This is a genomic window from Pseudomonas arsenicoxydans (assembly GCF_900103875.1).
Classification (GTDB): domain Bacteria; phylum Pseudomonadota; class Gammaproteobacteria; order Pseudomonadales; family Pseudomonadaceae; genus Aquipseudomonas; species Aquipseudomonas arsenicoxydans.
This window is the reverse complement of sequence record NZ_LT629705.1, coordinates 162615-174981: the sequence shown is the minus strand read 5'-3', so window position 1 is coordinate 174981 and position 12367 is coordinate 162615. Positions and strand designations below refer to the sequence as shown.

10 protein-coding genes and 1 other RNA gene are annotated in these 12367 nt (G+C 58.4%); 1 reads left to right on the top strand and 10 read right to left on the bottom strand.

Translation table 11 applies throughout. The features are described from left to right. Positions 1 to 138: 138 nt before the first annotated feature. The 9 genes from BLQ41_RS00830 to BLQ41_RS00790 all read right to left on the bottom strand — a co-directional run bounded on the left by BLQ41_RS00830 (position 139) and on the right by BLQ41_RS00790 (position 10637). Positions 139 to 1395 carry an integrase domain-containing protein gene (locus BLQ41_RS00830; RefSeq protein ID WP_090175700.1) on the bottom strand — a complete coding sequence of 419 codons (1257 nt, stop codon included), beginning with the start codon at positions 1393 to 1395 and terminating at the stop codon, positions 139 to 141. 184 nt (positions 1396 to 1579) lie between these two features. Then, positions 1580 to 1977: a transfer-messenger RNA gene (ssrA, locus tag BLQ41_RS00825) on the bottom strand. 95 nt (positions 1978 to 2072) lie between these two features. Next, positions 2073 to 2339 carry a hypothetical protein gene (locus tag BLQ41_RS00820; RefSeq protein ID WP_090175698.1) on the bottom strand — a complete coding sequence of 89 codons (267 nt, stop codon included), beginning with the start codon at positions 2337 to 2339 and terminating at the stop codon, positions 2073 to 2075. Between the two features lie 294 nt (positions 2340 to 2633). After that, complete coding sequence (locus BLQ41_RS00815) at positions 2634 to 2909, bottom strand: hypothetical protein (RefSeq protein ID WP_090175696.1); 276 nt, start codon at positions 2907 to 2909, stop codon at positions 2634 to 2636. A gap of 119 nt (positions 2910 to 3028) precedes the next feature. After that, on the bottom strand, positions 3029 to 5848 hold the full coding sequence (locus BLQ41_RS00810) for an FAD-binding and (Fe-S)-binding domain-containing protein (protein WP_090175694.1): 2820 nt from the start codon (positions 5846 to 5848) through the stop codon (positions 3029 to 3031). Then, positions 5845 to 6516 (bottom strand): LutC/YkgG family protein, encoded by a 672-nt coding sequence (locus tag BLQ41_RS00805; protein WP_090175692.1) that lies wholly within the window; start codon positions 6514 to 6516, stop codon positions 5845 to 5847. Before BLQ41_RS00805 ends, BLQ41_RS00810 begins: the two co-directional genes overlap by 4 nt. Then, a complete protein-coding gene (locus BLQ41_RS00800; RefSeq protein WP_090175690.1) occupies positions 6516 to 7970 on the bottom strand; it encodes a LutB/LldF family L-lactate oxidation iron-sulfur protein in 1455 nt (484 codons plus the stop codon). The genes BLQ41_RS00805 and BLQ41_RS00800 overlap by 1 nt, the downstream gene beginning before the upstream one ends. Further along, entirely contained in the window at positions 7967 to 8791 is an 825-nt protein-coding gene (locus BLQ41_RS00795; RefSeq protein ID WP_090175688.1) for a (Fe-S)-binding protein, read from the bottom strand. Before BLQ41_RS00795 ends, BLQ41_RS00800 begins: the two co-directional genes overlap by 4 nt. A gap of 151 nt (positions 8792 to 8942) precedes the next feature. Next, a complete protein-coding gene (locus BLQ41_RS00790) occupies positions 8943 to 10637 on the bottom strand; it encodes a lactate permease LctP family transporter (protein ID WP_090175686.1) in 1695 nt (564 codons plus the stop codon). Positions 10638 to 10899: 262 nt separating this feature from the next. On the opposite strand from BLQ41_RS00790, the gene BLQ41_RS00785 reads away from it, so the two are divergent. Beyond that, positions 10900 to 11667 carry a GntR family transcriptional regulator gene (locus BLQ41_RS00785; RefSeq protein WP_010463546.1) on the top strand — a complete coding sequence of 256 codons (768 nt, stop codon included), beginning with the start codon at positions 10900 to 10902 and terminating at the stop codon, positions 11665 to 11667. A gap of 151 nt (positions 11668 to 11818) precedes the next feature. Here BLQ41_RS00785 and smpB read toward each other — a convergent pair whose 3' ends face one another. Continuing rightward, positions 11819 to 12301 carry an SsrA-binding protein SmpB gene (gene smpB, locus BLQ41_RS00780; protein ID WP_007900551.1) on the bottom strand — a complete coding sequence of 161 codons (483 nt, stop codon included), beginning with the start codon at positions 12299 to 12301 and terminating at the stop codon, positions 11819 to 11821. Positions 12302 to 12367 lie beyond the last annotated feature (66 nt).

Below are 12367 nucleotides of genomic sequence, written 5' to 3'. Positions count from 1 at the left end.
GCACTGCCGCAGCAGTGAACAGTCGACCTATTAGGGGGGCGTATACGCGGCGATCTCGCGTTGGGTAAGGGATTAAGTACCCCGCTAAAAGCCCTCTTTGTCTGTAAAAGTTGCGGCCAGTGACTAAATATTGATTGGCTAGCGTATCGATACGACTTTCAAGGCTCGGCTTGCTTGAACCGCCGAGATGGAAAGGCTGCCAGTGGCGGCTTCTTGAATGTGTTCGCTCCACCAATTCATCATTGGGCGTCTGCGCTCGATGTAGTCTGCTCGGTTGTAGGCGCTGCGTACCTCATCTTTATCGACGTGGGCTAGCGCAACCTCGATTAACTCAGGATCCCAACCGTGCTCATTAAGGATGGTACTCGCCATTGAGCGCATGCCGTGACTTACTAGACGCCCCTCGAACCCCATACGCTTCAGTGCCATGTTGGCGGTTTGGCTATTGCAGTGTGTGCGAGGTTCCCGGTCGGCGGGGAAAACGTACTCTCGAGGTCCACTGTAGGGCTTGACTGCTTCCAAGAGCGCCAAAGCTTGTTGCGTAAGCGGAATGATGTGTATCCGACGTTTCTTCATGCGCTCCGCCGGTATAGTCCAGATTTTCTTTTCGAAGTCGATATCAGCCCAGCGGGAAGTGGCAGCCTCGGCTGGCCGAGTCATGGTGTGAAGTTGCCACTCAATTAGGCAGCGCGTGGTTCTTTTTATGCTGGCATTGGCAATTGCCACCATGAGCTCTTTCAGCTCATCGGGCGCAAGGGCCGCCATGTTTTTCTTTTTGGGCTTTTTGAAGACGGAGCGGATTCCACTGAGTGGATTCGCGTGAAGCAATCCCGAATTGACCCCATAGGTCATGATCTCATTGAGGCGTTGGGTTAGGCGTTTAACGGTTTCGAGGCTGCCCTTCGTCTCGAGGGGGCGAAGCAAACTTATGACTTTAGGGGCAGTGATAGCAGAGATTGGGGTGGTCGCCAGATCAGGGAAGACATGCAGCGTGAGAGAGCGCCAAATATCCTCGGCGTACGCTGGGGTGACTGAATCCTTTTTGAGTTCGAACCACGCTGCCGAGATATTTCCGAAAGTGTGTTCCGTGGCTGCTTTTTTCGCGTGCCGCTCGGCGTCGCGTTTCTCTTTAGGGTCCAGCCCCTGGGCGACGAGCTCTCTCGCTTCCACAGTTCTCTTGCGTGCTTGAGCCAGGCTTACTTCAGGAAAGGTGCCCAATCCCATGTTTATCCGCTTTTTCGTCACGGGTTGGATGTAGTTGAAATTCCATAGCTTTGACCCATTGATTCTCACTCGCATCTGAAGGCCGTTGCCATCGGTGAGTATGTAGTCCTTTTCTTTTGGCTTCGCGGCTTTGACTTTTACGTCTGAAAGGCGCGTGGCTTGGGCCCCCATGGTGTATTCCAGTGCTGTTTATGTATTCCAAAAAATAGCAGGTGATGGCTTGGAATACCACTTGGAATACACGAAATCGTAGATGGTCACGGATGCTGGTGGACGCTCATGGACTCTAAACCCCTGTATTCACTGGGTTTAAGGCACAAAAAAAGACGTCCGTGGACGTCTTTAGATGTGTATTTGGTGGAGCCGGGGGGATTTGAACCCCCGTCCGCCAGTACTCCGCTGTCGGTACTACATGCGTAGCCGTTTCTATTAAGTTAACCCTCAGCGACCCGAAGGGCAGGGTGCTTTGGGCGAGTTGTGTAAGTTTTAGCCGCTTCGTCCACAACGTACTGCACGGCGATTCTGTTCTATATGACAATCACTTTGGGTTTACAGACATCCCCTGGTGATTGCTGGACCCGAAGGTACCAGAAGCTCAGGATCTAAAGCTGCTTACGCAGCGAGAGAGAATTCCTGGCCGTAGGTTTCGTCATTGGCAACTATAAGTAGTTGCAACAGTGGATTTACGAGTTCTGTTACCAACTCGGCATGCACCTAAAGTTTCGCAACCGGCGTCGAATCCTAAACGGCCCCGAGCCTGTTGCTCTGTGAATCAAAGTGAGCAACAAGCACGCACAGTGTACGCCAACGCGGCTCAGAAGGCCAACCCGAAGGTTGTCCATCGCACGTTACGGGGTGACCTGGTTGGCGAGTGACAATCCTTGAGTGGCCTCGGTGACGCATTTTTTGTCGTCCTTGGAGGCTTGTGAAGCTTTGGCACTGGCCAGCAGCCTTTTGACCTCCACTATGGTGTTTGTGGCGGTCGGCGGCAGTGTGCCGACTTTATTTTCGAGCTCCTGCACCTTGCTCGTACACTGGCTGTTGTCCGCAGCAAATACGGGAGAGGCCAACATTGCAGCAGAAATCAACAGGCCAGCGAGTGCGGTACGTTTCATGGATATCTCCTTTACCTGATGGTCTCGGTGCTGCCGGGTGAACAAGCGGCTCGGCCGAGGTCGGAAAAAATTAGTCACGATTGATGGGGCCTACATAAAAGACTACGGCGGGGCGCAGTAATTCGGTTTTAGCAGAATGGCTATGAAAAAATTGTTTGATAGAAGCAAAGGGGGGCTCCGCGGATTCCAAACCCCAGATGCAACAAAACCCGCAAATGGCGGGTTTTGTTTTGCTTCGTACTGGATGGTGCCGGGGCCCCAGCCAGCCAACCCGAAGGTTGGCGTCGTGCCGGGTTACTTCCCGCCTTTGTTCGCGTTCTTAAGGTCCTGGATGGTCTGGTTGGTCTCGGCGACGCAATCATCAATCCCTTTCTTGGTGCCTTTTGCATGATCGGCTTTGGCTTGCTTGACGCTATCCGCTACCTGATCAGCCATCTCTTGAGGAATCTGCGCCTGGGCATCTTCGATGGTTTGCAAGTTGACCGCACATTGGTCTTTTTCAGCGGCAAACGAGGTGGACGCCATCAGTGAGACAGTAACGAACAGACCTAACAGTACAGAACGTTTCATGTGTATCTCCTTGAACTGAGGGTCCAGGCATCGCTGGCCATCAGGTCGGGCTGCCGAGTTTAAGTAAGGCCCGGTAACGTCCGGGCTTATTGGGTGGACTACGGCAGCGCATCAGGGTTCTATCTTTCTTGCATGACCCTGGCCTGCGTTACCCGATCCACCAGATAGACTAGCCCGTGGTAATCAATTCCGCCGTGTTGCGTCAGACCAATCTCACAGGTACGACTGGTCGAGATCCCCTCGCTGCACTCCTGCACCGCATCCTTGAGCGTGCGCAACGAGTGTGCGTTCAGTTCCGGCGTCGTAAAGCCTTTATCCCCCGCAAAACCGCAGCAGTGAATGCCCTCCGGAATGACCACGTTCTTGCTGCATTTACGCGCCAGATCGATCAGCGCCTGGCTCTCGCCAAGGTGCTGAGTGCTGCATGTGACGTGCACCGCAATCGGCGCTTCCTGAGGCGTGAAATCGAGTCGATCCATCAAGTGCGTACGGATGAAGCGCACCGGGTCGTACAGGTCCAGGCGCACATCGCCCAGGTCCTGAACCAGCCGTAACGTACACGGACTGGTGTCGCAATAGATCGGATCGAGCCCGCCGCGACTGGCATGCAGCAACGCGCCGATCAGTTCCTGGCGTTTGTGTTCGGCCTGTTCGGCATAACCCTTGGAGGCAAACGGCTGACCGCAGCAGAGGCTGTCCTGATTGTCCGGGAAGACCACTTGATAGCCGGCCTTTTCCAGCAACCCACGGGTTTTGTCGTACAGCGACATCTGTTCTTTATCACCCGCCGCCGGGCCCATGATCCGCGAGACACAGGCTGCGAGATAGACCACACGAGGACGCTCATCCGACACGATCGGGCTGAAGCGAATGGCTTTTTCCGGTTGCGGCATCGCGTTGGTCCATTGCGGGACCTGGCCCTTGGACAACTTCGTCAACGTCGCCGACAGCTTAGCCAGACGTGGTGCGCCCAGCAGCATCCGCGCGCCGTTGGCCACGTGCAGGGTGAAGCGCGCACCTTGCAGTGCGGTGGCGAAATTTCCCTCAAGCCAGTTGGCGGTTTTCGTATGTGTTGCGTTACGGGCGCGAAGCTTTTTCACCAGCTCGCCGGTATTGATGCCTACAGGGCAGCGTTGCGCACACAGGCCGGTGGCGGCGCAGGTGTCGATGCCTTGGTATTCGTAGGCGGCTTCAAGCTCGGAGGTGTCGACGCCTGCACGTTTCTTCGCCTGGATATCCCGCCAGATCACGATGCGCTGGCGCGGGCTCAGTGTCAGGCCTTTCGACGGGCACACCGGTTCGCAGAAGCCACACTCGATGCACTTATCCACAATCTCATCGGCGGCCGGCAGCGGTTTCAGGTGTTTGAGGTGGATCTGCGGATCTTCGCTGAGCACCACATCCGGGTTGAGGATGCCGTTGGGGTCGAGCAGGCGTTTGAGCTGCCACATCAGTTGATAGGCATCGCTGCCCCATTCCAGCTCAACGAACGGCGCCATGTTGCGACCGGTGCCGTGTTCGGCCTTCAGCGAGCCGCCGAATTCCACCGCCACCAACTGCGCCACGTCGTCCATGAACGCCTGGTAGCGTGCGACTTCTTCCGGGTTGTTGAAGCCTTGGGTGAAGACGAAGTGCAGATTGCCTTCCAGCGCGTGTCCGAAAAGGATCGCTTCGTCGTAGTGATGTTTATCGAACAACTCGATCAGGCGGTTCACGCCGATCGCCAGTTGTTCCACCGGAAAGGTCACGTCTTCGATGATCACCGTGGTGCCGGTTTTGCGCACCGCGCCGACGGCGGGGAAGGTGTCCTTGCGAATCGCCCAGAGCCGGGCGTTCTCGACCGGGTCTTCGGTGAAGTCGACCTGTTTTTCCACGGGGAAAGAAGCCAGCGACGCCATGATCTGCGCCAATTGTTCCTGCAGCAAAGTGGACGATGCCGCGCGGGATTCAATCAGCAACGCGCAGGCATTGTTCGACAGCTGTTGTACGAAAGCCGGCATGCCGGGTTTGTCCTGCACCGAGCGCAGGCTGCGACGATCGAGCAGCTCCACGGCGGACACGGGTTGGCTTTTCAGCACGGTGACGGCGTTGCAGCAGGTTTCCACATCCGGGAACACGATCAGCGCCGACGCTTTGTTCGGATGGTCGATGACCGTGTCGTAGGTCACTGCGCTGATGAAACCAAGCGTGCCTTCGGAACCGACCAGCAAGTGGCTCAAGATATCCACAGGCTCGTCGAAATCCACCAGCGCATTGAGCGACAGCCCGGTGGTATTTTTCAGACGGTATTTGTGGCGGATTCTCGCAGCCAGCACGGCATTGGCGCGGGTCTCGCGGCCCAAGGTCGCCAGACGTTCCAGCAGGGCGGCATGACTCTGGCGAAACGCGGCAACACTCGCCGCATCTTCGGTATCGAGACGGCTGCCATCGGCCAGCACCAGACGAATACCGGCCAGCGTGTGGTAGGTGTTCTGCGCTGTGCCGCAGCACATGCCGCTGGCGTTGTTGGCGACGATGCCGCCGATTTTGCAGGCGTTGATCGACGCCGGATCCGGGCCGATCTTGCGGCCGAACGGAGCCAGCCACGCGTTGGCCTGCGCGCCGATCACGCCCGGTTGCAGGCGGATTTGCATGCCCTGGCCGCGAATCTCGCGACCGTTCCAGTTATCCCCCAGTACGATCAACACTGAATCGCTGATGGCCTGGCCGGACAGGCTGGTACCGGCGGCGCGGAAGGTCACGGGGACATGATCGCGCTGGGCCAGTTTCAACAGCGCCACCACTTCGTCTTCGGACTCGACGCGAATCACCAGTTTCGGAATCAGCCGATAGAAACTGGCGTCGGTGCCGAAGGCCAATGTCGACAGCGGGTCGTCGAAACGCCGCACCTCAGGGATCAGTTGCTGCGCATCTCGCAGGAAAGCCGCCGGTAGACTCATTGGTCCTCCAAAATCAAAACCACCAGGTCTTTGGGACCATGTGCGCCATAGGCCAGGACTTGCTCGATGTCCGCGGTTTTCGACGGGCCAGACACCAGCAACGCATTGGTCGGCATGCCTTGGGCCCATTCGAATTCCTGCTGCACCTGATAGAAGTTATCGCGGATTTCGCTGGCCTTGAGCAGGGCGAAATGCACCGGTGGCACCAGGCTCATCAGGCGTGGCTCTTCGCGCGTCGGCCAGAGAATCAGGCTGCCCGTGGCGGCGATGGCGCCGAGGGTGGTGGTCAGGCTGGCCGGTGTGTCGTTGAACAGTTCGGCTTTCCATTCTTCAACCGGGCGGTTGTAGGACTTGAGTGTCGGCAGTCCCGGATTTTTCGCCCAGTGCTGAGTGACACGTTGGCCGTGAGGCGTAGTCGGTGCAATCAACAGGCTTGGCAACTGACGATCCCGCAGCAACTGAGCAAGCAACGTCGGCCAACCTTCGCCGGACGTCAGGTGGATTTCGGTGTGCACCGCTTCCATCAGTTTGCGCAGTTGCGGGATGCGTTGCTCGGCGGTGTAGGTGTAGGGCGCTGTCACCAGTTCAACGTCGAAATCGTCGGGCACGGGCGTGGTGCCGGTCAGACTATTGCGCAACTTGGCGAGGATGTTTTGCTTGGCGCTCATCAACGATCTCCCTGTTTGGCCAAATGCTCGCGGGCCATGTCATGCAGTGAGCGGGCGGCGGGCTTCGGTGCACTGTGGTTTTGCGTCCACGGGCCAACGTTGCTCGGCGCGAGCGCACGCAGGCGCGTGGCAAAGAAGCCAAACAAACGATACAGCGTTGGCGAACTGTTGAGTTTGGCCCAGGCGTTCCAGATAAAGCGCTCCTTGCGTGAATACTTGCTGCCCTGGCCGCGCATGACTTGATGCGGGCTGTCCGGGGCTTTGACGTTCTCTTCCCGTAGGCGCCGCAGCAATGCAGGGATAGGGATTTTTACCGGGCAGACTTCGCCGCAAGCGCCACACAGCGACGACGCACTTGGATGGTCCGGGACTTTCGCCAGGCCGACCATGTGCGGAGTGATGATTTTTCCGATAGGTCCCGGGTAAACCTCTCCATAGGCGTGGCCGCCGATTCGAGTGTAGACCGGGCAATGATTCATACACGCGCCGCAGCGGATGCAGTTCAAGGTCTGGCGCAATTCGCTGTCGGCGAAGGCCTGGCTGCGACCGTTGTCGAGCAGCACCAGATGCACTTCCTGGGGGCCGTCGAGTTCATGTTCCTTGCGCGGGCCGGAGATCATGTTGACGTAGGTGGTGATCGGCTGGCCGAGCGCCGAGCGGGTCAGCAGCGACAACAGCGGCACCACATCGCGCAGGTTTTCCACGACTTTTTCGATGCCGGTGACGGCGATGTGCACCGGCGGCACCGTGGTGGTCATGCGGCCGTTGCCTTCGTTTTCCACCAGCAGCAGGGTGCCGGTTTCGGCCACGGCGAAGTTGACGCCGGAGACGCCGATGTCCGCTTCGAAGAATTTCTGCCGCAAGACTTTGCGACCGATCTGAATGAGTTGGTCAACGTCCTTGGTGTATTCCACGCCAAGTTTGTCGTGGAACAAGGACGCGACCTGACCGGCATTCTTGTGGATCGCCGGCATAATAATGTGTGAAGGCTTCTCGTGGTCGAGCTGGACGATGTACTCGCCCATGTCCGATTCCAGGCATTCAATGCCCTGTTCAGCGAGGACGTGGTTCATCTCCATCTCTTCGCTGACCATCGATTTGCCCTTGATCACTTGCCGCCCCTCGTGAGCGCGGATGATCGAGAGGACGATGCCATTGGCTTCGTCCACCGTTTCCGCCCAGTGCACTGTCACACCGTTGCGGGTCAGGTTCTGTTCAAGTTGCTCGAGCAGGTCGGGCAACTTGGATAACGCTCGGGCGCGGACAGCATTGCCCAGCGCGCGCAAATGTTCTCTTTCGTGGGCATCGCTGAAGGACGCTGCCCGCTTGCTCATCAGGGAATCCATCGCAGTGCGAAAGTTGTTTCGCAATTGCTTGTCGTCCAAAGCCTTGTGAGCCCGGACGCGAAAATCTTCTTCCACGGCAACCGTAGGAATAATCGCAGAGGCGTTCATTGAGCACCTCCGGTTCGCTGCCAGAGGAAGCTGGCCAGGTGTTGGCCGCGCAACGCTTCCTGCTGTTTCTCCAGCGAGCCGTTGATGTTCATCAGGCAACCGCAATCGGCACTCAGTACCTTGTGCGCGCCGGATTCCTTCAACGACCGGGTCTTGTCAGCCACCATCGCGCCGGAAATGTCTGGCATACGGACGCTGAACGTCCCGCCGAAGCCACAACATTCACTTTCGTGATCGTGATTGACCCGCTCCACGTTGCTCAATTGCGCCAACAACTCGCGACCGTGCAGGTGGGTGTTCATTTCGCGGCGTGCCGAGCACGATGTGTGCAACGCCACTTTTACCGGCTTGCCGCTGTCCTTGAGCTGCACCTTGCAGACAAACAACAGGAACTCAGCCAGCTCGTAAGTCCGGGCGGCCAGCGCCTGAACCTGTTTCAACGTTTGCGGCTCGTCCTTGAACAAGTCGGCGTAGTGTTCGCGCAACATCCCGGCACAAGAACCTGAAGGCACCACCACCGGATAATCCCCGGCGAACAACGCCAGTTGCGAGCGCGCCACGGTCCGTGCCTGCTCGGTGTAGCCGGAGGTGTAGGCCGGTTGCCCGCAGCAGCTTTGACCTTGCGGATACTCGACCCGAATGCCTTCGCGTTCCAGCAAGTGAATCGCGTCCATCCCGGCTTCGGGGTAGAACAAATCCACCACGCAAGTCCCGAACAGGTAGACCCGGGACGGTTTTTCGCTGGGGTATTGCCGAGGCTCGGGCAGTGGCGGGGCGACACGGGTCGCGTTCGGCACGGCGTTGTAAAAAAGCTCGCTCATCAGGCGTGTCTCCGGGTGGGCCCGGTTATCCGTCCGCTGAGGCTGCTGAATATAGAGAGGCAAGCTTTCAGTAGCCTTACGGACCGGGTGGTGAATTGCTGACGCCGGAGTCGTGGTCCGGCGTCGGTTTTTGCGTTTTGCCGTGTAGGTCTTAGTGCACCAGCATGCCGGTGAACCAGTAGGCCTGAGCCAGGGTGATCAAGCCGACGATGGTCGCGAAGAACAGGCTGTGCTTGAGGGTGAAGCGGAACAGGTCCGATTCCTTGCCCACCAGACCGGTCGCGGCGCAGGCCACGGCGATCGATTGCGGCGAGATCATCTTGCCGGTCACGCCACCACTGGTGTTGGCCGCCACCAGCAGCACATCGTTGACGCCGATCTGGTGTGCGGTGGTCGCTTGCAACGAACTGAACAGCGCGTTGGACGAGGTATCGGAACCGGTCAGGAACACGCCCAGCCAGCCGAGGAACGGCGAGAAGAACGGGAACGCGGCGCCGGTGCCGGCCAGTACCAGGGCCATGGTCGACGACATGCCCGAGTAGTTGGTGACGAAGGCAAATGCCAGCACCATACCGATCGACAGAATCGGCCAGCGCAGCTCGTAGAAGGTCTCTCTCAAAGTGGTCAGACCAGTTTTGATATTGATCTTCAGCACCAGCATCGAGATCAGCGCGGAGAAGAAAATCGCCGTGCCGGTCGCGGAAATCGGATCAAGTTTGAACACCGCTGGAACGGCGATCGGTGCCGTCACGATCGGCGCGACCTTGATCACCATTTGATCCAGATGCGGGATGGCGAAGTTGAACACCCAGCTGTACATCGAGCCGCCGGCGGCAAACATTGCCTTGAACGGTTTGAGGGTCCAGATAGTGACCAGGACGGTGAGGATCAGGAACGGCGACCAGGCTTTGAAAATTTCGCCGAAGCTGAAAGGCGAAGCCACGGTGGTGCGTGGCTGGCCGAAACCGCCGGCGCTGGCCGTCACCACGGAGGCCGAGACGGCACCGGCGATGTGTTGGCCTGCGGCACGTTTTGGCTGCCAGACTTTCAGGAACAGCGTCAGGGAAATCAGGCTGACCAGCGCCGAGGTGATGTCCGGCAACTCGGGACCGATGAAGTTCGACGTGAAGTATTGGGTGATGGCAAAGCTCAAACCGGCCACCAGCGCAGCCGGCCAGGTTTCCCGCACGCCGCGCATGCCGTCCATCATGAACACCAGCCAGAACGGCACGAACAACGACAACAGCGGCAGTTGGCGGCCGGTCATGGCGCCGATCTTGAACGCGTCGATGCCGGTCACTTGGCCGGCGACGATGATCGGAATGCCCAAGGCACCGAAAGCGACTGGCGCGGTGTTGGCGATCAGGCACAGGCCGGCGGCGTACAGCGGGTTGAAGCCCAAGCCTACCAACAGGGCGGCGGTAATCGCGACCGGTGCACCGAAACCGGCGGCCCCTTCCAGGAACGCGCCGAAGCAGAAGCCGATCAATAGAACCTGCAGGCGCTGGTCATCGGTGATCGACAGCACGGAGCTGCGGATCACTTCGAACTGGCCACTCTTGACCGTCAGTTTGTAGAGGAACACTGCCGCGACGATGATCCACGCAATGGGCCACAGTCCGTAGGCAAAGCCATAGCCTGCGGCGGCGAAGGCCATATCGACCGGCATCTTGAAAGCGAAGATGGCGACGGCGATGGACAAGGCCAGCGTGATGCTGCCCGCCACGTGCCCTTTGAGCCGGAACACGGCCAATGCCAAAAAGAAAAACACGATGGGAATAACGGCCGCGAGCGCAGAGACGCCGAGGCTGCCGAGCGGGGTATAGAGCTGTTGCCAGGTTTGCATATGGGGTGGCCCCTAATTGTTGTTGGTCAGGCACTGGTCAGCGTTCTTGGATAATTGGTAATACCAATTTACAATCGCTGTTGGCTAGGGTAAAAGTGTTGGAGGTGGTGTGTCAATTTGCCGCCCTAAAACTTTTGTCGAATAAGCCCATGGCCGTGTGCTTGATCCGTCTTAACAAATGCCGTCTGGTAGGTGCTGGCACAGCGCCGATAGGCCAGAATAGAGAGCCCGGCGAGCCGTCGGGACCGTGGAGAATTGAGTTATGGGGTTTGATCAGATTCGTCAGCGCCGTTTGTCTGACGATATTGTCGAGCAGCTCGAGGGGATGATTCTCGAAGGCACGTTGAAGTCCGGTGAGCGCTTGCCGGCCGAACGCGCGTTGGCCGAGCAGTTCGGCGTGTCACGCCCTTCGTTGCGCGAGGCGATTCAGAAACTGGCGGCCAAGGGCTTGCTGGTCAGTCGTCAGGGTGGCGGCAACTATGTGGTGGAATCGCTAGGGTCGACCTTCAGCGATCCGCTGCTGCACCTGCTGGAAAGCAATCCCGAAGCTCAGCGCGATCTTCTGGAATTTCGCCATACGCTGGAAGCGTCCTGCGCCTATTACGCGGCACTGCGCGCCACTGATGTGGATCGTGAGCGATTGACGGCGGCCTTCAACGAATTGCAGGACTGCTACACGCGTCACGACGAGGTGAGCCGGGCGGAGGAGGGCGCGGCGGACGCAAAATTTCACCTGGCCATTGCCGAAGCCAGCCATAACGCGGTGCTGCTGCACACCATTCGCGGGTTGTTCGATCTGCTCAAGCGCAACGTCGTGACCAACATCGGTGGCATGTACAAACAGCGTACGGAAACCCGCGACATGCTGATCACACAGCACCGGGAGTTGTACCTGGCGATCATCGAAGGAAGGGCGGAGCAGGCGCGGGAAGTCTCCAGCCGACACATCCTGTATGTGCAGGAGGTGCTGGAAGAGGTGCGTCAGGAAGTGCAGCGCATGGCTCGGGCGGAGCGGCGCAAAGGGATGTAGTCAGTGGAGTGATCGTTCCCACGCTCTGCGTGGTAATGCAGCAATGGACGCTCTGCGTCCGCTTTGTGACGCGGAGCGTCACGGGATGCATGCCCACGCGGAGCGTGGGAACGATCAGGTATCCGACGAAAGCGTTCTCAAGGCGAAAGAATCAGTCTTCCTTGCCCTTGTTGCGCACCGCACGCTGCAATTCACGACCAGCGTCGCGCTCGCGTTCGGTATCACGCTTGTCGTATTCCTTCTTGCCCTTGCCCAGTGCGATCTCGCACTTGACCATGTGCTTGCTCCAGTACCAGGACAGGCACACGCAGGCATAACCTTTTTGCTGCACGGCGGCGGCCAGCTTTTCCAGCTCGCGGCGGTTGAGCAGCAATTTTCGGGTGCGGGTCGGGTCGGCGATGACGTGGGTGCTGGCGGTCATCAACGGCGTGATGTGACTGCCGAGCAACCAGGCTTCGCCATCCTTGAGCAGCACGTAACTGTCGACCAGTTGCAGCTTGCTTGCCCGCAGACTCTTTACTTCCCAGCCGGCCAGGACCAGACCAGCCTCGAACTTGTGCTCGATGAAGTAATCGTGTCGCGCCTTTTTGTTTTGCGCGATGGTCCCTGTTGGGTGTTTCTTCTGTTTAGCCATAGGGGCGGCATTATAGGGAGTTGCACGCGAGTCGGCTACGGTATCGCTACGTGCTTGAGCAGGTTG

Excerpts from the sequence above, each read along its gene's own strand:
- BLQ41_RS00785 (WP_010463546.1), top strand. The coding sequence starts at position 10,900 with ATGGGGTTTGATCAGATTCGTCAGCGCCGTTTGTCTGACGATATTGTC.
- BLQ41_RS00795 (WP_090175688.1), bottom strand. The coding sequence starts at position 8,791 with ATGAGCGAGCTTTTTTACAACGCCGTGCCGAACGCGACCCGTGTCGCC.
- BLQ41_RS00790 (WP_090175686.1), bottom strand. The coding sequence starts at position 10,637 with ATGCAAACCTGGCAACAGCTCTATACCCCGCTCGGCAGCCTCGGCGTC.
- BLQ41_RS00820 (WP_090175698.1), bottom strand. The coding sequence starts at position 2,339 with ATGAAACGTACCGCACTCGCTGGCCTGTTGATTTCTGCTGCAATGTTG.
- BLQ41_RS00830 (WP_090175700.1), bottom strand. The coding sequence starts at position 1,395 with ATGGGGGCCCAAGCCACGCGCCTTTCAGACGTAAAAGTCAAAGCCGCG.
- BLQ41_RS00800 (WP_090175690.1), bottom strand. The coding sequence starts at position 7,970 with ATGAACGCCTCTGCGATTATTCCTACGGTTGCCGTGGAAGAAGATTTT.
- BLQ41_RS00815 (WP_090175696.1), bottom strand. The coding sequence starts at position 2,909 with ATGAAACGTTCTGTACTGTTAGGTCTGTTCGTTACTGTCTCACTGATG.
- BLQ41_RS00810 (WP_090175694.1), bottom strand. The coding sequence starts at position 5,848 with ATGAGTCTACCGGCGGCTTTCCTGCGAGATGCGCAGCAACTGATCCCT.
- smpB (WP_007900551.1), bottom strand. The coding sequence starts at position 12,301 with ATGGCTAAACAGAAGAAACACCCAACAGGGACCATCGCGCAAAACAAA.
- BLQ41_RS00805 (WP_090175692.1), bottom strand. The coding sequence starts at position 6,516 with ATGAGCGCCAAGCAAAACATCCTCGCCAAGTTGCGCAATAGTCTGACC.